This is a genomic window from Deinococcus puniceus (genome assembly GCF_001644565.1).
Classification (GTDB): Bacteria; Deinococcota; Deinococci; order Deinococcales; family Deinococcaceae; genus Deinococcus; species Deinococcus puniceus.
The window spans coordinates 1,046,526-1,064,247 of the sequence record NZ_CP011387.1 but is presented as its reverse complement, the minus strand read 5'-3'; the positions used below and the strand labels follow the sequence as shown (position 1 = coordinate 1,064,247).

Genomic DNA, 17,722 nt, shown 5'->3' with positions numbered 1-17,722 from the left:
ACCTGAATTGATTCTCAATAGAGTTTAGGGGACTGTCCTACGCTCTAGACTGCCCGCATGATCGAGGCTCTGATCGGAAATACGCCCCTGCTTCAGCTTCGGCGGGTGGTGACGCCAGCAATGGCCGACGTATTCGTGAAACTGGAAGGCCAGAACCCCGGCGGCAGCATCAAAGACCGCACCGCGCTGGGCCTGATTGAGGACGCCGAACGGCGCGGTCTGCTGAAACCCGGCGGCACGATTGTGGAACCCACCAGCGGCAATACCGGCATCGGGCTGGCGCAAGTGGCCGCCGCCAAGGGCTACCGCCTGATCCTGTGTATGCCCGCCCAGATGAGCGAGGAACGCAAACGCACGCTGCTGGCTTACGGCGCGGAACTGGTACTCACCGACCCCGAACGCCGGATGCTGGCCGCTATAGAGGAAGCCGAGAAAATCGCGGCAGACACAGGCGCGGTGATGATGGGCCAGTTCACCAACCCCGCCAATCCGCAGACGCATGAGCGCACCACCGGGCCGGAACTGTGGGCGCAGATGGGCGGCCAGATCGACGCCTTCGTATACGGCTCGGGCACCGGGGGCACCATCAGCGGCGTGGGGCGGTTTCTGAAAAGTCAGGATGCAGCTATAAAAGTGGTGGCGGTCGAGCCTGCCCGCAGCAATGTCCTCAGCGGCGGCGAACGTGGCGAACACGGCTTTCAGGGCATGGGGCCGGGATTTGTACCCGCCAACCTTGACCGCAGCGTGATAGACGAAATCTTTCCGGTGTGGGAGGAGGACGCCTACCCGCTGGCCCGCCGCTTGGCGCGTGAGGAAGGCGTGTTCGTGGGCATGAGCAGCGGCGGCATGATCTGGGCCGCGCTGGAACTGGCCCGCAAGCTAGGGCCGGGCAAGCGCGTAGCCACCATCGCCTGCGATACAGGCGCACGCTACCTGACCACCAGCTTGTTCAGCGATACAGGAACGGGCACACCCAGAGGATTTCAGCCCTATTCGCGGGACAAAGTGCCTGAAACGGCAGCCACCGACTAACTCCCACGCTCCCCAAATATGTTAAGAATTTCACCATTTCAGTCAGGTTGAGGCCCAGATCACGGCTTATACTTTCTTCATGTTGCCTCAAAAACTTCTTGCAGAAGCGATCGGTACGTTCGCTCTCATTTTCGCTGGCGTTCTCGCCATTACCAACGATGCCGGGCTGTTGGGCGTGGCTTTTGCACACGGCCTCGCCATCGCAGTCATGGCTATGGCCCTCGGCACGGTCAGCGGCGGGCAGTTTAACCCCGCCGTCAGCATCGGCCTGAGCCTCACTAAAAATCAAGACTGGCGCACCACCGCCGCCTTTATTCCGGCCCAACTGGTCGGCGCGGCCCTCGGCGCTTTTGCGGCGCTGGCCACCGTTGGCGATGCCAAACTGAAAGCCGTCGGCTACGGCATGCCCAACCCCGGCGCGGGCATCAGCACAGGCGGCGCGTTCCTGATGGAAGTCATCCTGACCGCCTTCCTCGTGTTGGTCGTCGTGAAAGTAGCTATTCATCAGCGCAGCGTGCTGGGCGGCCTGATCGTAGGCCTGACCATCGTCGTAGATATTTTGGCAGGCGGCCCCATCAGCGGCGCGGCCATGAACCCCGCCCGCTCGTTTGGCCCCGCACTGGTGTCAGGCGACTGGGCCAACCACTGGATCTACTGGCTGGCTCCTCTCCTCGGCGCGGCGCTGGGCGCGTTTATTGCCGAATACACCGAAGGGTTGCGGCCTAAAACGGTTCCTCCTCTGAAAAACTGAGGCAAATGACAGCAGGAAAGGCGACCCGATCAACTGGGCCGCCTTTCTTGTTTGCCTGTGACGTAGAGCTGTGAACTGCGGACTCGAGCTTTGAGCCAGAGCTTACGGCCCATCGCTCAAAGCGTGTCCTTAGCGCCGCCCGCCGCCGAACATGCCGATCAGGTCGTCTAGGCCGCTGCCGTCGCCGTCGCGGTCGAGCACTTTGTTCAGGCTGCCGAACAAGTCGCCGCCGGGGGCTTGCTGATGCTGCTGGGGCTGCTGGGAGTGGCCCTGACCCTGCTGTTGCCCGCCACCCAACACGCTGCCCAGCATTCCGCCAAGGCCGCCCATGTTGCCCTGCTGAGGCTGCTGATACTGGGGCTGTTGGTATTGGGGTTGCTGGTACTGGGGTTGCTGTGGCTGCTGCCCGCCGCCCAGCAGTCCACCGAGCATGCCGCCTAGGCCACCCGCGCCGCCGCCCAACATGCCGCCCAGAATGCTGCCGATGTCGCCGCCGCCCTGCATCTGGCCGCCATCCTGCGCTTGCCCCTGCCGCTGACGGCTCAGGTAGCCCAGCACCAGCGGAGCGAGCATAGACAGAACCTGCATGGCCATTTGTGGGTCGATGCCTGCCCGTTTGCCTACGGCGTTGGCGGCGGCTTGCTGCTGGCCCCCGAACACATGGCCCAGAATCTTCTGGCCGTCTTGAGTGTTGGGCATCTGGCCCTGACCGAAGGCGTCGAGGGCGCTGCCGTCGTGCTTGTTCAGTGCGCCGGTCAGGGCGTCGAGGCCGCCGGGTTGCGTGGCGTTGCGCGTCAGTGCGCCCAGCAGCAGCGGCACGGCAGCTTCCATAGCCGCGCCCGTCTGGTTGGGGTTGGTGCCCAGTTGGTTGCCTACCGTCTGCTGCGCCTGTCCCATTCCGCCCAGCATGTTAAAGATGTCCATCATGGTGTGATCCTCCGTGGGCGCGTGGCCCTGAGCGATGCTGCGTGTGAAAAAACCGTCACGATTTGATGCTGGCTCCTAGCCTACATCTCTAGCAGCATCACAGACACCACCAGAAGGCGGCAGACGTTCAGGAAAAGCTGAGGTTCACGGGGGTCGGCAAGGCAAAAGGCTGGAGCGAATTTATGAAACAGTGGGCAGAAAGCAGGTACAGTGGAGGTGTGAGCAAAATGCTGGCGCGATCAAGTGACGATCCGTTTGCGCCGCCGGAGTGGCCAGATATAAACGCCCGCTGGGGCATTGCGCCTACACATCTTAGAAAGAAACTGCTGCCCTACCAAAGTTGGAGGGTATCCCTCAACGTCCCCTATCTCGCGTTAATGACGGCTTTAGTCTTGCTTCTGTCCAACGGAAATTATGCATACATCGGAGCCATCGCAGTGTTGGGTCTAGCATGCGCTGCTATAGGCAATGACATTCGGCGTCATGCGTATTTTCAATTTGGCAGACCTGATGCTGACACAGACTGGTGGATGCGCTGGTGGGGGTCAACAGCGACGAATTTATGCTCGTTGAGTTTCAATATGAGTCTCGCTACCCAGTTCAGTTCTGCAATCGTCTGGCTCGTTTCAGTCGTAATGTTTGCCCTACTCGTTCATACATTGTTGAGCGGTTTCGTTCGCTCAAGGCGCTAACCTCATCCTGTGCCTACGCCCCTCTCCCCCGCTTACTTCCGGAGCGACCCAGTGCAGGTAGCGCGGCAGGTGTTGGGCGGAACGCTGGTGCGGGTGTCACCGGGGGGCGAGCGCCTCAGCGGGCGGGTGGTGGAAGTGGAAGCCTACGATTGCCCCCGCGATCCAGCCTGTACGGCGGGAAGGTTTCACGCCGCCCGCAGCGCGGAAATGGCGATTCCAGCGGGGCAATGGCTGTTCTGGACGGCGCACGGCCACCCCCTGCTTCAGGTGGCCTGCCGGGAAGAAGGCGTGTCGGCCAGCGTGCTGATCCGGGCCATAGAACCGCAAGAAGGCATCGGCCAAATGCTGACGCACCGCCCAGTGACGCGGGAACGTGACCTGACCAACGGCCCCGCCAAGCTGGTGTATGCGCTGGGGCTGAATCCGGCGCAGATTACGGGAACGTGGGTGAACAGTGCTGGGTTGCATCTGTGCCTGCCCGAAACACCCGTGCTTGACGAGCAAGTCGAAACCACCGCACGCGTAGGCATCCGCGAAGGCCGCAACCTGCCGTGGCGCTTCCTATTGCGAGGCAATGCCTGGGTGTCGCCCGCCGTGCCAAGTATGGAGTTGGTGGGAGGAGCGGGAGATTTATAACTTAGGTTTTTATAAGCAATCGAAATCGAATGTGACTTTTCGATGCCTGCTAACCTTTTGGATCAGTGTCATCCATCGATAGTCGCGCAACACTCCGGGTTCCGGGAAGAGAGCGTGACCCACTTCATTCCCAGCGCGGCAGGCTCTCAACGCCACATCTGAGTGAATTCGCGGATTCAGAAAAATAGCCGTTACACGCGTGCCACGCATCGGGCACGGCTGACCGTCATATAAAAATAAGAAAACCGCGCACTAGACGCGGTTTACCTTGGTGGAGGCTTGGGGATTCGAACCCCAGACCCTCCGCTTGCAAAGCGGATGCTCTCCCGCTGAGCTAAGCCCCCTCAGCGGGCGTAAGGTTAGCAGAGGTGAAGCTGTTTGGCAACCCCTACCCGCCAGCCTAGGCCAATGCACCCTCCCCTCTTCCCGCCAAAGCCGTTAGCATAGGCCATGTTTCGCCGTTCCCGCGCTGCTCTAGCTCAATTACCCACCCAGACTTGGCCCACAGGCGGCCTCTTGGTGGGCGGCGCGGCGCGGGATATTTTGCGGGGCGTTACGCCCGGAGATTACGACTGGGTTGTGCCCGATCCCATAAAAGCAGCCATCGCACTCGCTCAGGCACACGGCGGCTCCGCCTTCCCTCTGGATCAGGAGCGGGGATACTGGCGGGTACACCTGCCGGACGGGGTGCAGCATGATTTCGTGCCGCTGCCAGACGATTTGAATGCCGACTTGCTGAGACGAGACTTTACGGTGAATGCGATGGCGCTGGACGCGGCGGGACAGTTGCACGACCTCACCGGCGGGCAGGGCGACTTGCGAGCACGGCGGCTACGAATGGTCTCGGCAGCCAACCTGCATACCGATTCCCTGCGGGCATGGCGGGCGGCTCGGTTTGAGGTCACGCTAGGATTCCGCACGGACGCCGCTACCGAGCAGACCGTGCGGGAGGTGGCCGCCGCCCTCGCTGCGGGCCGTCTGACGCTGCCTGCGCCGGAGCGGGTGCGGGAGGAGCTGCACGCCCTCTTGGGCCACCGGGACGCGGCGCGGGGCATCCTGCGGCTAGAGGAACTGGGACTGCTGGCCCTGACGGTGCCGGAACTGCGGGAAGGCATCGGCGTGGCGCAAGGCGGGTTTCATCATCTGGACGTGTTTGGGCACGGCGTGGAAGCCCTGCACCAACTGCTGGTCCGCTTTGCCGACGCACCCTTGCCCCTGCGCTGGGCCGCTCTGCTGCACGATGTAGGCAAGCCCCGCGCCCACGCCCTCAGCGGCGGGCAGAATTTTTATGGACACGACAAACTGGGTGCAGAGATCACGCGGGAGGTGCTGGCGCGGCTGAAACTCCCCGGAGACGACACGGCGCGGGCGGCGAGTCTGGTGGGCGCACACATGCTGCCCCTCCCCCAAAACGATACCGAGGCGCGGCGATTCGTTCACCGTCGGCGGGTGCTGTTGCCCGACCTGCTGGCCCTGATGCTGGCCGACCGGGAAGCGGCGCGGGGGCCGAGCAGTAGCCCTGCTTCCCGTCATGCCTACGCCGCTGCCTTAGACCGGGTGCTGGCCGCGCTCAAGGATCAACCTGCCGCCCCTAAACCGCTTTTGACGGGCAGCGAAATTATTGCCCTTCTAGACATCGAACCCGGCCCGAAAGTGGGGCAGGCACTCCGGGCGCTGAACGAGGCCGCCGCGCTAGGCGACGTGAAAAATCCGCAAGACGCCCGCGCTTTTGTACAGAACTGGGCAGCCCATCCCCCATCAAATGAAGCTCAGGCGCAGGCCCATAAATGAGAAAAACTTCATTCAATGTTGAGCTTTGGGGTATGCTGATTTACCATGCTCGCCGCCATCTCCCCCGAAGTTCGCCCCCACCAGCCCATCACGCCCGATTGGGTGAAAAACGCCGTCTTCTACCAGATTTTCCCCGACCGTTTTGCCCGCAGTGGGCGCGTCACGGGCCTGAATTTGCAGGCGTGGGGCGACCAGCCGCACTTTCACAAATACATGGGCGGCGACCTGTGGGGCGTCATCGAAAAGCTGGATCACATCGTGGGCCTCGGCGTGAACGCCATTTATTTTTGCCCGGTGTTCCAGTCGGCCAGCAATCACCGCTACCACACACACGACTACTACCAAGTCGACCCGATGCTGGGCGGCAACGAGGCGCTGACGGCGCTGATCAAGGCGGCCCATGAACGCGGTCTGAAAGTGGTGCTGGACGGGGTGTTCAATCACGCCAGCCGGGGCTTTTTTCAGTTCAACGACCTGCTGGAACAGGGCGACGCCAGCGCCTACCGCGACTGGTTTCATGTGGAAGGCTGGCCCCTCTCGGCCTACGACGACGCCCGCCCCGCCGGATACCACGCGTGGTGGGGCAACCGCGCCCTGCCCAAATTCAATACCAGTAACCCCGCCGTGCGCGACTTCTTGTGGGATATCGCCGAATACTGGATCAAGCAAGGAATAGACGGGTGGCGGCTGGACGTGCCCAACGAGATCGACGACGATTCCTTCTGGCAGGAGTTTCGCCGCCGCGTGAAGGCCATCAACTCCGACGCCTACATCGTGGGCGAAATCTGGGGCGACGCGCACCGCTGGCTGCAGGGTGACCAGTTCGACGCCGTGATGAACTACCACTTCACGCGGCCCTGTTTGGCGTTTTTCGGCGCTCATACGCTGGATCACCCCATGAACGAGCGCAGTGGCACCGGATTCGTGCCCCCCATGAGCGCCCCCGAATTTGGGCGGCGCATGACCGAAGTGACCCAGATGTACCATCCGGACGTGGTGGCCGCGCAACTGAACCTGCTGGACTCGCACGACACGGCGCGGTACCTGACGGCAGTGGGCGGCGACGCCTCCGCCTACCGCCTCGCCACCATTTTTCAGATGACCTACGTGGGTGCGCCCTGCATCTATTACGGCGACGAAATCGGCCTGCCCGGTGGCCCCGACCCCGATTGCCGCCGCGCCTTTCCTTGGGATTCCGAGCAGGAATGGGACACCGCCACGCTGAACCTGACACGCCAACTGGTGGGGGCACGCCACGCCACGACGGCCCTGCGGCACGGCACGTTCGACGTGACCTACGCGGAAGGCGACCAGATCGCTTACGCCCGCGCCCACGCCGAGGGCAACGCGCATGTGGCCCTGAACTGTGCCCACCACGCCGCCCATATTCTGCTAACGGGTGTGCAGGCCGGGACGTATACCGATGTGCTGACGGGGCTGACGCTGGAGCTGGCCGGAGATATGGAGATTGAAGTGCCTGCCCGGAGCGGCGTGGTGCTGGTGCCTGCGCGGGCGGAAGGGATCGTTTAGGCGGTTGAGTTTCCGAGTTTCCGGGGGCATTGTCTAAGGGTCGAGGGGCGAAGGAAAAGCGGGAGGGCAATCGCTGAAGCTCATTCACCCCCCTCCCCGACCCTCCCCCGCAAGGGGAGAGGGAGCAAAAAGCCCACAAACACATCATTTTGCAATCAGAAGGGGCGACAAGGTACACACCAAGTCGCCCCACGCTTTTTGCCCTTCGACCCTAGACCCTTAGACGCCCTTCTTCAGTGCAGCGGCACGTGCCCCGGAAAGCCGATCAGCCAATCGAGCAAGTCGCCTACCATCGCCGACGCCGTGACCATGCCGCCTGCGCCGCCGCCTGCAAAAATGAGGGTGCCGCTCTCCTCTCCCTCGTACACCAGCGCGTTTCGGCTGGCTCCGGCGGTACACAGCGGGTGTGTGTCGGGCAGACTCTGGGGCGATACGGTGGCTTGCCACTGGCCGTCCACTTTCACCAATTCGGCCACCAGCTTGATTCGCTCGCCCCGTTCGCGGGCGGCGGCGATCTGTTCCAGCGTCACGTCCTCAATTCCCGTGACCTGCACGGCGCTGAAGGGGTAATTGCCATCGGCGCTGAAGCGGGCCAGCACCGTCAGTTTGTGGGCCGTGTCGAAACCGCCCACATCCAGCGTCGGTGGGTCTTCGGCGTAGCCCAACGCCTGCGCTTCCGCCAACGCTGCGGCGTACTCGCGGCCCGCTTCCATCTGGGTCAGGATGTAGTTGCAAGTGCCGTTCAGGACAGCTTGCAGGCGCACAAAGGTACTGGCCCGCAGCACGGTACTCATCGGGCCGATGACGGGCGTTCCGGCCATCACACTGGCCTCGTAATACAGGCGTCCGGCCAGCGCATGATCGCGCAAGTCGTCCCAGCGCTCGGCCAACAGGGCTTTGTTCGCGGTAATCACGGGCCGCCCACTTCGCAGATAGGGGGCCAGCAATTCCAGCGGGCGCTCTATGCCGCCCATACATTCCATCACCACCGCGCATTCCTGCAAAAAGGCGGGGTCATCGGTGAGGGTGATGCCCGCCGGAATATCGCGCACACGGGCAGCGTCGCGCACCAGTACGCCTGCCACCACCACTTCTACGCCTAGGTTGTCGAAGATGTCCTTGCGCTTTTGCAGCAGCCACAGCACATTTTCGCCCACGGTTCCACAGCCCAGCAAGCCTACGGTCACGGTTCTCATGGCGTGAATGTAACGCGCAGGGGCGGCAGGCGGCGGGGGGTGGGATAGGTGTGGATGGCCGCGTACCCTCCCCCCTATCTTGGCCTTGCGCTCAGTCGCTCTGTTGGCCGGACGCTACACTAGCCCTATGTTGCCCGTGTCAAGAACTCGTCTGCCTTTCCGTATACCGCCGTGGCCCTGTGCTGCACGGCCTGAGCCAAGCGCGTGATGCCGAAGTACTCTGATTCCAAGCCATCCGGACAAACCACCGAATGTCTTTCCATCGCCGCACTTCAGCGGGGGTTGTTGTTCACTTCGTTCAGATTCGGCTGCGCCTCACCACAATTTTCTTTCAGGTTGCTGCAATGAGTGGCCGTCTGGAAGAACTGGCGGCAGAATTCAGCATGGTGGAACTGGCGTTGGGCGATCCGGCGATGCTGGCCGAACCCCGCGAATATGCCCGCCTGACCCGCCGCCACCGTGAACTGACGCCGCTGGTGACGCTGCTGCGGGAGCGCGACAGCCTGACCACCGACCTTGCAGGCGCACGCGAACTCCTCAGCGATCCCGATATGCGCGAGCTGGCTGCGGGAGAAGTGGAGAGCATCACAGCGCGGCTGGCAGGCATAGAAACTGACCTGGAAGTGCTGCTGCTTCCCACCGATCCTGACGACAACAAGCACGTGATTCTGGAGCTGCGGGCCGGGGCAGGCGGGGCCGAAGCGGGCCTGTTCGCCACCGACCTCTTGCGGATGTACACCCGCTACGCCGAGGGCGCGAGCCTGAAACTGAACGTGCTGGACGCTTCCGAAAGCGATTTGGGCGGCGCGAGCAAGGTGGTGGCCGAAATTACGGGTGACTTCGCTTACCGCGCCTTCAAGTGGGAACGGGGCGTTCACCGCGTCCAGCGCGTACCCGCCACCGAATCGGCGGGCCGGATTCATACCAGCACCGTTACTGTGGCCGTGTTGCCCGAAGTGCAGCAGGACGAAGTGCATCTGGATTTGTCGGAAGTGCGGATTGACGTGTACCGCTCTCAGGGGGCGGGCGGGCAGGGCGTGAACACCACCGACAGCGCGGTGCGGGCCGTGTACCGCGCAGGCACCCCCGACGAAATCATGGTGGTCTGTCAGGATGGCCGCAGCCAGATCAAGAACCGAGAAAAGGCGCTGATCGTCTTGGCCTCCCGTTTGGCCGAGCGCGAACGGGCCGCCCGCGACGAACGCGAACGCTCGGAGCGGGCGTCTCAGGTGGGCAGTGGTGACCGATCCGAAAAAATTCGGACGTACAACTATGCCCAAAACCGCGTGACCGATCACCGCTTGGAGGGCGACACCAAAAACTTTGCGCTGGACAGCGTGATCGAGGGACAGGTGGCTCCGGTGGTGGCGGCTCTGGCGCGGGCCGAGCGCGAGCGGCAACTGGTCGAAATGGGCCAGCAACAGCAGGACGGTCAGTATGGCGCGGCGTGATCTGCTGGTCGCGGCGGGCATCTTGCGAGACCGGTTCGGGCGGGTGCTGCTGGTGGGCAACGACTGGCAGGGGCATGGGCGCGTGCGCCACACCCTCCCCGGCGGCGTCGTGGAACAGGGCGAAACCTTGCCCGAGGCCCTTTACCGCGAGATCATAGAAGAAACGGGCCTGAAGCTGACGGGCATCAAGCACATGGCCTACACGGTGCATATCGAGGATGAACGCCGGGGCGAACGCGCGATTGCCGTGGCGTTCGAGGCCACGTGGGAAGGCCTGCTCAATCCCGCCGATCCAGACGGATTCATCGTGGAAGCCAAATTCTGTTCGTTGGAAGAGGCACTGGACAAGCTGGATTCGCCGCCCATGCGCGAGCCGCTCAGCGACTACCTGAAAACGGGCGAGCCGGGGCGCTTCTATGCCTTCAAAGGCTGGGACGGACGCGGTGGGCTGCGGATTCCGGCGCTGAAGGCGAAGGTGTAGGCGGAGGCTACTGTCAGGTTTGGAAGGCGAACCCCCCGGTGCTGGCTACGCAGCAGACCGGGGGGGGTACCCAGAATCGTCACCTCTAGCTGCCTGCCCCCTTTGCCCCCAGTTCTGGCTTCGTCGGTTCCGCTTCCGCATTCAGGCGGGTGCCGCAGTGGGGGCAGTACGCGCCCTGCACGGCGGCGGCCACGATCTGTTCAGTATGCAGGTCATTTTCTCTCACCCGCAGCCGCGCCAATTCTTCGGCGAACCCGCTGGCGATCATGCCTGCGGGCAGGGCCACCATGCCGACCCCGAACAGCATGATGAACCCGGCGGCCAGTTTGCCCAGCGGCGTCACCGGAAACACGTCGCCGTAGCCGGTGGTGGTGAGGGTGACGACGGCCCACCACAGCGCGTTCGGAATGCTCTCGAAGCCTTTGGTTCCGGCACTCGATTCCACCTGATACAGCAGGCTGGCGGCAATAAACACCAGCACCACCACGATCAGCATGATGGTCAGCAGTTCTCCAGCGCGTTGCTGAATGACCCGCCCGATGAGTTGCAGCGAGTGCGAATAGCGTCCCAGCCGCAACAGCGACAACAGCTTGAGCAGGCGCAATCCGCGCAGGCTAGCGAGGGTACTGGTATGCGGCACCACCATCGATACGATCACCAGCAGGTCAATCAGGGGCAGCGGGCTGAGGGCGTAGCGCACATAAGCCTGCCCGGTGCTGACCCCCTGCGCGTCCGGGCGTTCGGGCACCACGTACAGCCGCGCCAGATATTCAAGGGCGAACACAGCGGCGCAGGCCAGATCGAAGGTACGCAGGGCCGCACCATACTCCCGTGCCACCTCAGGCATCGTGCCCACCACCGTCAGAATCACATTGATGACGATCAGCAGGGCCAACAGCACATTGAAGGCAGTCTCGGCGCGGCCCATGCCATCGGCGGGGTCTAAAAAACTGTACAGCTTGCGCCGGAAGGAGACTGGAGCGACGGCGGTCATGGGGTAGGGCCGCCTAAAGCAGAAGCAACGAAGGTTGTACTCATGATTCTTAAAGATACGGCGCTGACCGGTCAGGGGTTCCGACAAGGTGGGCCATAAGTTCGCCGCCCTACGGAACAGGAACGCCGCCCCCATTCAGAGCGGCGTTCCTGTTTCCTCAACACGGTCTAGTGAACCTACAGTTCCCGCACCAGAATAGGCGTCGTCGTCGGCTGTTCGCTGCCGCCTGTGGGCTCCACACTCACGGCAATGGTGGCCCCGGCTTCCAGCCCGGTGATCAGAATGCCCTGCCCGTCGAACACGCCCAGCGAGGCTGGTTTGCCGCCCACGATCTGCCAGAGCTGGTACACGCGGCCCGCATCGGCGGCGTTGGTCAGATGCAGGTAGGCACGGCCATCGGGCAGGCGCACCAACTGGCCCAGATCGCGGCCCTCATAAGGCAGGGTTTCAGTCACAGCTCCGGGGGTGTTGGCATACTGCCGCACCGGATCGGGGGCGGGGCGCAGCAGCAGCACAGCGGTCACAGCGGCGGCCAGTCCCAGTGTGCCCAGCAGCGGCCACAGCGGGCGGCGGGCGGGCCGGGACAGCGGCGCAGCGGGGGCAGAAACGGTCTGAGCAGCCTCAGACAGAGCGGGCAACGGCGTCACAAGCGGCGCGGCAGGGCCAGCAGCAGAGCGTTCGGCGTGCAGACGGGCCATCAGGCGGTCTTCGGCTCCGGCGGGCACTGGGCTGTCGGGCAGCGACTCGCTGAGGGCCACCAGTGCGGCGAGGTCGGCGTCCAGCTGCGCCCGGAGGGCCGGGTCGGCTTCTATGGCCGCCCGAACGCGCCCCTCTTCTTCAGGTGGCAGGATGCCGAGGGCATAGGCTGTAAGTTGATCCTGATCAATGGTCACGCGTGGTCACCTCCTTGAAGGCGCAGGGAAAGCGGTGTGAGAGCGGTAGAGTCAATAGCCTGACTCGGAGCGGGTGGATTTGGCGGGCACGGCCAACGCGGAACGCATCCGGTCAAGAGCCAGCCGTAACCTCGATTTTACAGTGCCAATCGGTAACCCTGTCAGTACTGCGAGTTCGCTGTGCGAATGCCCCTGGTAGTAGGCCAGTTCTACGAGGTGCCGTTGGTTCGCATCGAGGACTTCTACGGCGCGGGAAGCCAGAATCCGGTCTGTGGGGTCACTCGCCGCAACGGGCGCGTCCCAGTCCTCTATTTCCAGCGGGGTATCGGGGCGGTCACGCAGTTCCTGCAAGAAGCGGTGGTGGGCGATGCTGACCAACCAAGTCTTCACGCTGGCGCGGGCGGAATCGAAACGGGCGGAGTGTTTCCAGGCGTTCATGAAGGCGTCTTGCACGCAGCTTTCCACATCGTCGGGTTGCCGGAGCATCCGGGTTCCCAGCGCGTACAGCAGGCGCGAATGCCGGGAATGCAGCTCTCTGAGGGCGTCCTCGTCACCCTGAGCCATGCGGGCAATCAGGGCCTCGTCGGGCGGGTCAGGAGTCAGGCTGGGAGAAGTCATAGATTCACGTGCAGCCTAACAGCCCGGTGGTCAAATCCTATGTACCAAGGTGTACCTTGACCTTAACGTGCGCTGAAGGGGCGAAGGGATTTGTGGCTTAGGCCTGAGGAGCGCGGGGAGTCACGGCGGTGGGAGCGACAGCAGCGGCAACCGGCTGGGCGTCCATGACCACAGGCGCGGGCACAGGCTCACGCAGGCCGCCGTCCAGTTCAGCCTTCAGGCCAGACGTTCCCTTGCGGAATTCGCGCAGGCCGTGACCGAGGCTCTTGCCCAGTTCGGGCAGCTTGCGGGGGCCAAAAACAACCAGTGCAACGAGCAGAATCAACATAATTTCAGCGGGGCCGATATTGGGCATGGCAGGAACCTCTTGGGGAGAACTCAGAATGGGGGCGGGAAGGGAGGAGACGGTTGATACGGCACAAATTTGATACGACGCAGGAGGCCGCCGACAACGCACGGCCTCCAGACAGTGCCGGACTTTTAGCCTGTTAAGCTCAGGCCTTGATCAGTGGCCCGACGATGGCCAGCGTTTCTTCCATCGTGAGGGGCGTCCACAGCGCAGTCGGCGTGGGCGAGTAGGCGGCATCGAAGTCGGCAGCCGAGGGGCTGGTGGGCTTGGCGTCGCTCTGAGGCGCAATAGAGGTCTGGCGCGTGGGGGCGGCGTTCTGGGCCAAGTACACGCGCAGTTCCTGAATGCCCGACACGTGGTTGGCTTCGACGGCCAGAATGCTGGCGGCGGCAGTCAGCACAGCGCCGTTCTGGATGCTGGCGGCTTGGCCGAGGTACGCACGCACGCCCACTGGCTCGATGCTGGCGGCCAACTGCAAGAACACTTGGTCGTTCACGCCGCTGCCGTCACCGATCAGAGGAGAAAAGTCGAAGGTGGGCTTGGCAACCGGAGTGCCGCCGAGGGAACGGATGGTGGCGGCGAGGGCGTCCACGTGGGCCTGCTCGTGGCTGGCCAACTGCTTGGCGTATTCCTTCACGCGCAGGTTGATCAGCTTGGGGGCCAGCGCGCCCGTGTCGAAGGCCTTGTAGAACTCGGTCTCCAGATACTCCAGCGTGAGGGCGTAGTTCAGGATGGCGAGGTCTTGCGCGACGCTTTTGGTGGCGGGGCTGGTGGCGGCGAGGGCCGACAGATTCAGGCCGCCCAGCGCGACTGCGCCCGCAGCGGTCAGGCCAGCGGTTTTCAGGAAGGAGCGGCGGGCATTGGGAGTGGGAGCACTGGGGGTTTCGGTGGTCATGTGGGACTCTCCTTGGAAGGGATCAGACGCGAGTTAGAACGGCTCTGCTTTAAGCTCCGGCTTACTTCTCAGCCCTGCTTATTTCTTGATGACCGGGCCGACGATTGCCAGCACCTGCGCCATCGTCAGGGGTGCCCAGAAGGCCGTAGGCGTGGGCGAATAATCCGCGTTGAAGTCGGCCACATTGGTGCTGCCGGGGTTGGCATCGGTCTGGGGCGCGATGCTGGTTTGGCGGGTGGGGTTCTTGTTGTAGCCCAAAGACACGCGCAGTTCCTGCACACCCGAAACGTGGTTGGCTTCGACGGCGTGAATGGCTGCGGCGGCCGTAATCAATTCGGGGTTGCTGAGGCGGGCCACCTGACCGAGATAGGCACGCACGCCCACAGGCTCGATGGTAGCGGCCAACTGCAAGAAGGTCATGTCGTTCTGGCCGCTGCCGTTGCCGATCAGGGGGCTGAAGTCAAAGGTGGGCTTGGACACCGGGGTGCCGCCCAGCTTGCGAATCGTGGCGGCGAGGGCTTCCACGTGCGCCTGCTCGTGGCTGGCCAGTTCTTTGGCGTATTCCTTGGTGCGGGGGTTGGTCAGCTTGGCGGCCAGCGCGCCCGTGCTGAAGGCCGTGTAGAACTCGGCTTCCAAATACTCCAGCGTCAGCGCGTAGTTCAGGATTTCAAGGTCTTGCGCCGCGCCAGCGCCCATCGTGTTGCCCATGCCGCCGCTCATGCCCATGCTGGGGGCGCACGAAACGAGTGCGAGGCCCGCGCCGAACAATCCAGCGTAGCCGAGGAACGAACGGCGGGCGTTGGAGGTGGGAGCAGTCGTGGGGGCGGTGGCGGGCGTGGTGTGCATGTCTTCCATAGGGGTGACCTCCAGCAAAGATTCCTGTCTGCATGTGTCCGGAGCGGTCTCCGGTGAGCAGAAAGGCGGGCGGTGGGCCGCATGGCTTGTTAGGGCCAGTTGTGGCGCTCACCCAGTTGTATGCAGCCCAGAGCAAATTGGATCACTCGGCCCCTGTTGGCCCGGCCCGTGAAGGAGGGGTGAAGGGGGAGGCGGAGGGACGCGGCGTAGGAAGGGCGTCTAAGGGTCTAAGAAAGGCGAATGCTTTGCTGAACGTTTGCTTTGAACACTTTGCCCACCCCAAACCTCAGTACCTCAGCACCTTATACCCTCGACCTTTAAACCCTTAGACCTCCCCCACCCCACCGCGGGGTACACTGCCCGCCGTGTCAGACGCCTCCTCTCCCCTGCTGCTTACCGCCACCCCCGGACGCCTCGACACCGTGCTGTCTGTACTTGCCGGGGCCAGCCGATCCCAAGTGGCCGCGTGGATCGGGGGCGGGCATGTGCGGGTGGGCGGCCAGACCGTAGCCAAAGCCAGCCTGAAACTGCGCGGCGGCGAGAGCCTGAGCGTGGATGTGCCGCCGCCCGCCCCGTCGCAGGTGGAAGCCGAAAACGTGCCCCTAGACGTGCTGTACGAAGACGAATTCATGATCGCCGTGAACAAGCCGCCCGGCATGGTCACGCACCCGGCCCCCGGCGTATACACGGGCACGCTGGTGAATGCCTTGCTGGGCCGCTTTACGCTGCCGCAGCAGGAAGGCTTCGATGAAGAAGGCGGCTACCGCCCCGGCATCGTGCATAGGCTAGACCGCGAAACTAGCGGCGTGATCGTGGTGGCAAAAACCGTACAGGCGCACGCGAGGCTGGCCGCCAGTTTCAAAGACCGGGAGACGAGAAAGCTGTATCTGGCGATTGCCGCCGGATCGTGGAAGGCCGATCATCCGGTGCAGCTTGACGCGCACATTGGCCGCCACCCCATTCAGCGTCAACGCATGACCGTCGGCGGCGCGAATCCACGCGAGGCCCAAACGGTCTTTGCGCCGCTGAGTGCCCACCCGGACGGACACGGGCGCACACTGGCGCTGATTCGGGCCGCGCCACGTACAGGCCGCACGCACCAGATTCGGGTGCATCTGGCGCATTTGGGCAGCCCGATTTTGGGAGATACCGTGTATGGCCGCCCCAGCGAACTGATTGGCCGCCACGCCCTGCACGCCCAATTCCTGACCCTGCCGCACCCAGCAACCGGGCAGCCCCTTCACCTTCATGCCCCCGCCCCCGACGACATCATCAGCGCGTGGATCGCCGTGGGCGGCAACCTGCCGATTGGATTGGAACGGGACTGAGCGACGCTTGACTACCAGTCTACTTAGAGCTTAGAGAAAATCGGCTCTAAATCTCTAATTTTTACCGTGATCATAGGCAATCTCGCTTATTGCCTTTATTGCCAACTCTGATAGACTCGGAAACTGCTGTCAAGTGTACGGGCCTGCGTCATGAGGCTGTGTCATCAGGCCTGCGATTGTGCCGTCTCTGTCTTGTGCTGGAATCCCCTAAACATTCGGTCTGTTCAAGGAGCGCCTATGACGCCAGAATCCCCGACTCAAACCGCACTGGTCATTCCCATGCCTGCCGATATTCACCGCCTCGCCGCTTGGGCCGATGCACACTTAGAGGCGCACTGGCAGGGCGTGCTGACCGAGTACCGCGACAAACTGGACACGGCCTACGCCAAAGCCGGGGACATGGCCTACGGCACGTATCAGCACCTGCTGTTCCGCCCCATCAAGCGGGCTTTACGCGAGGCGGGCTTCGGCACCCAGCCTGCCTTGCCGGGCGACTTTGGGCACTCGCGGGAATGGGGCAACGCCGACGAAACCCACCAAGAACGCTGGATATGGAGCGTGGTGACGGGGCCGGACGGTGTACCGCTAGGAACGCTGGTGCATATCGTGCCGCACGATCACAGCGGGTTCCGCATTCCCCAACGCCCCAGCATCTTTGGCCTCCCTCAAACCGAGTTGCCCCACATAGAAGCGGCCCTGAGTAAGCTGTCGCCCGATTTTGCGGCGGCCCAATCCTTTGACGAGTGGTACGCCGGGTATCTGGCAGGGCAGGAGCAATCCGCGCAGGAAGGAGTTCCGGGAAATGCCGCAGAGAGTGACCTGTGAAGCTCAATCATCTGGGAGTCGTCGTTACCGACGTACTGGCAACTCGGACGTTTCTGGAAACCTATTTCGGGCTGACAGGGATCGGTAAGGCCAACCGCCGAATGACCCACCTGCACGACGAGGACGGCTTCGCGCTGAGCCTGTTTGCGGGTGAACAGGCCAGCGAGATCCATATCGGGTTCATTCAGGAAACTCAGGAGGCAGTCGACGCTATCTACGAACGCCTACGGAGCGATGGATTCGACGTCAAGCCCCCGCAGCTCAGCCACGGTTGGACGTTCTACGTCACGGCCCCCGGCGGTCTGATCGTAGAAGTAGTGTGCTGAGCAGACCTGTATGGACTCGTCGTGAAGAGAAAGCCTTGGCACACGCTGCGTTATAAGATTCAATAAAACCTTTTGATATTTATTTTCACATTGCACTCATTCATGCCGAAGAGGTCTCTCTAGACGCCCGCCGTCAGTAGACCCCTGTTCCC

The 17,722-nt window shown here is 63.0% G+C and carries 18 protein-coding genes and 1 tRNA gene; 10 read left to right on the top strand and 9 right to left on the bottom strand.

Features of this window, described 5'->3' with window-relative positions; genetic code table 11:
• Window positions 1–57: 57 nt before the first annotated feature.
• Together cysK and SU48_RS04875 are read left to right on the top strand one after the other, a co-directional pair.
• Complete coding sequence (gene cysK / locus SU48_RS04880; RefSeq protein ID WP_064014275.1) at window positions 58–1,032, top strand: cysteine synthase A; 975 nt, start codon at window positions 58–60, stop codon at window positions 1,030–1,032.
• Between the two features lie 79 nt (window positions 1,033–1,111).
• The gene (locus tag SU48_RS04875; RefSeq protein ID WP_064014274.1) at window positions 1,112–1,783 is read left to right on the top strand and encodes an MIP/aquaporin family protein; all 672 of its coding nucleotides are present in this window, start codon (window positions 1,112–1,114) and stop codon (window positions 1,781–1,783) included.
• 129 nt (window positions 1,784–1,912) lie between these two features.
• Here the strand turns inward: SU48_RS04875 and SU48_RS04870 are convergent, their stop codons facing one another.
• Complete coding sequence (locus SU48_RS04870) at window positions 1,913–2,710, bottom strand: DUF937 domain-containing protein (protein WP_064014273.1); 798 nt, start codon at window positions 2,708–2,710, stop codon at window positions 1,913–1,915.
• A 701-nt stretch (window positions 2,711–3,411) separates the two neighbouring features.
• Here SU48_RS04870 and SU48_RS04865 point away from each other — a divergent pair.
• Window positions 3,412–4,038, top strand: a complete 627-nt coding sequence (locus SU48_RS04865; RefSeq protein WP_064014272.1) for a DNA-3-methyladenine glycosylase — start codon at window positions 3,412–3,414, stop codon at window positions 4,036–4,038.
• A 269-nt stretch (window positions 4,039–4,307) separates the two neighbouring features.
• Here SU48_RS04865 and SU48_RS04860 read toward each other — a convergent pair.
• Window positions 4,308–4,382, bottom strand: a tRNA-Ala gene (locus tag SU48_RS04860).
• Window positions 4,383–4,488: 106 nt separating this feature from the next.
• Between SU48_RS04860 and SU48_RS04855 the strand changes: the two genes are divergently transcribed.
• Both SU48_RS04855 and SU48_RS04850 read left to right on the top strand, forming a co-directional pair.
• Complete coding sequence (locus SU48_RS04855; RefSeq protein ID WP_064014271.1) at window positions 4,489–5,829, top strand: CCA tRNA nucleotidyltransferase; 1,341 nt, start codon at window positions 4,489–4,491, stop codon at window positions 5,827–5,829.
• A 45-nt stretch (window positions 5,830–5,874) separates the two neighbouring features.
• Window positions 5,875–7,359, top strand: coding sequence for an alpha-amylase family glycosyl hydrolase (locus SU48_RS04850; RefSeq protein ID WP_064014270.1), 1,485 nt, complete (start codon window positions 5,875–5,877; stop codon window positions 7,357–7,359).
• A gap of 233 nt (window positions 7,360–7,592) precedes the next feature.
• On the opposite strand, the gene SU48_RS04845 is transcribed toward SU48_RS04850, so the two are convergent.
• Window positions 7,593–8,555 (bottom strand): homoserine dehydrogenase, encoded by a 963-nt coding sequence (locus SU48_RS04845; RefSeq protein ID WP_064014269.1) that lies wholly within the window; start codon window positions 8,553–8,555, stop codon window positions 7,593–7,595.
• A gap of 344 nt (window positions 8,556–8,899) precedes the next feature.
• Between SU48_RS04845 and prfA the strand changes: the two genes are divergently transcribed.
• Both prfA and SU48_RS04835 read left to right on the top strand, forming a co-directional pair.
• Complete coding sequence (gene prfA / locus SU48_RS04840) at window positions 8,900–10,006, top strand: peptide chain release factor 1 (RefSeq protein ID WP_064014268.1); 1,107 nt, start codon at window positions 8,900–8,902, stop codon at window positions 10,004–10,006.
• Window positions 9,993–10,487, top strand: coding sequence for an NUDIX hydrolase (locus tag SU48_RS04835; RefSeq protein WP_064014267.1), 495 nt, complete (start codon window positions 9,993–9,995; stop codon window positions 10,485–10,487). Before prfA ends, SU48_RS04835 begins: the two co-directional genes overlap by 14 nt.
• Window positions 10,488–10,572: 85 nt before the next feature.
• Here SU48_RS04835 and SU48_RS04830 read toward each other — a convergent pair whose 3' ends face one another.
• The 6 genes from SU48_RS04830 to SU48_RS04805 form a co-directional block, all read right to left on the bottom strand.
• On the bottom strand, window positions 10,573–11,481 hold the full coding sequence (locus SU48_RS04830) for an ion transporter (protein WP_064014266.1): 909 nt from the start codon (window positions 11,479–11,481) through the stop codon (window positions 10,573–10,575).
• A 176-nt stretch (window positions 11,482–11,657) separates the two neighbouring features.
• Entirely contained in the window at window positions 11,658–12,374 is a 717-nt protein-coding gene (locus SU48_RS04825; protein ID WP_064014265.1) for an anti-sigma factor, read from the bottom strand.
• Window positions 12,375–12,425: 51 nt separating this feature from the next.
• Window positions 12,426–12,992 (bottom strand): RNA polymerase sigma factor, encoded by a 567-nt coding sequence (locus tag SU48_RS04820; protein ID WP_064014264.1) that lies wholly within the window; start codon window positions 12,990–12,992, stop codon window positions 12,426–12,428.
• A 97-nt stretch (window positions 12,993–13,089) separates the two neighbouring features.
• A complete protein-coding gene (locus SU48_RS04815; protein WP_064014263.1) occupies window positions 13,090–13,347 on the bottom strand; it encodes a Sec-independent protein translocase subunit TatA/TatB in 258 nt (85 codons plus the stop codon).
• A 139-nt stretch (window positions 13,348–13,486) separates the two neighbouring features.
• Window positions 13,487–14,236 carry a ferritin-like domain-containing protein gene (locus SU48_RS04810; protein WP_064014262.1) on the bottom strand — a complete coding sequence of 250 codons (750 nt, stop codon included), beginning with the start codon at window positions 14,234–14,236 and terminating at the stop codon, window positions 13,487–13,489.
• A gap of 78 nt (window positions 14,237–14,314) precedes the next feature.
• The gene (locus SU48_RS04805; RefSeq protein ID WP_064014261.1) at window positions 14,315–15,091 is read right to left on the bottom strand and encodes a ferritin-like domain-containing protein; all 777 of its coding nucleotides are present in this window, start codon (window positions 15,089–15,091) and stop codon (window positions 14,315–14,317) included.
• Between the two features lie 365 nt (window positions 15,092–15,456).
• Here SU48_RS04805 and SU48_RS04800 point away from each other — a divergent pair, with 365 nt between their 5' ends.
• The 3 genes from SU48_RS04800 (at window position 15,457) to SU48_RS04790 (ending at window position 17,570) form a co-directional block, all read left to right on the top strand.
• A complete protein-coding gene (locus SU48_RS04800) occupies window positions 15,457–16,419 on the top strand; it encodes an RluA family pseudouridine synthase (RefSeq protein WP_064014260.1) in 963 nt (320 codons plus the stop codon).
• A gap of 237 nt (window positions 16,420–16,656) precedes the next feature.
• Window positions 16,657–17,244, top strand: coding sequence for a DUF6022 family protein (locus SU48_RS04795; protein WP_064014259.1), 588 nt, complete (start codon window positions 16,657–16,659; stop codon window positions 17,242–17,244).
• Entirely contained in the window at window positions 17,241–17,570 is a 330-nt protein-coding gene (locus SU48_RS04790; protein ID WP_064014258.1) for a VOC family protein, read from the top strand. The genes SU48_RS04795 and SU48_RS04790 overlap by 4 nt, the downstream gene beginning before the upstream one ends.
• The last annotated feature ends 152 nt before the right edge of the window (window positions 17,571–17,722 follow it).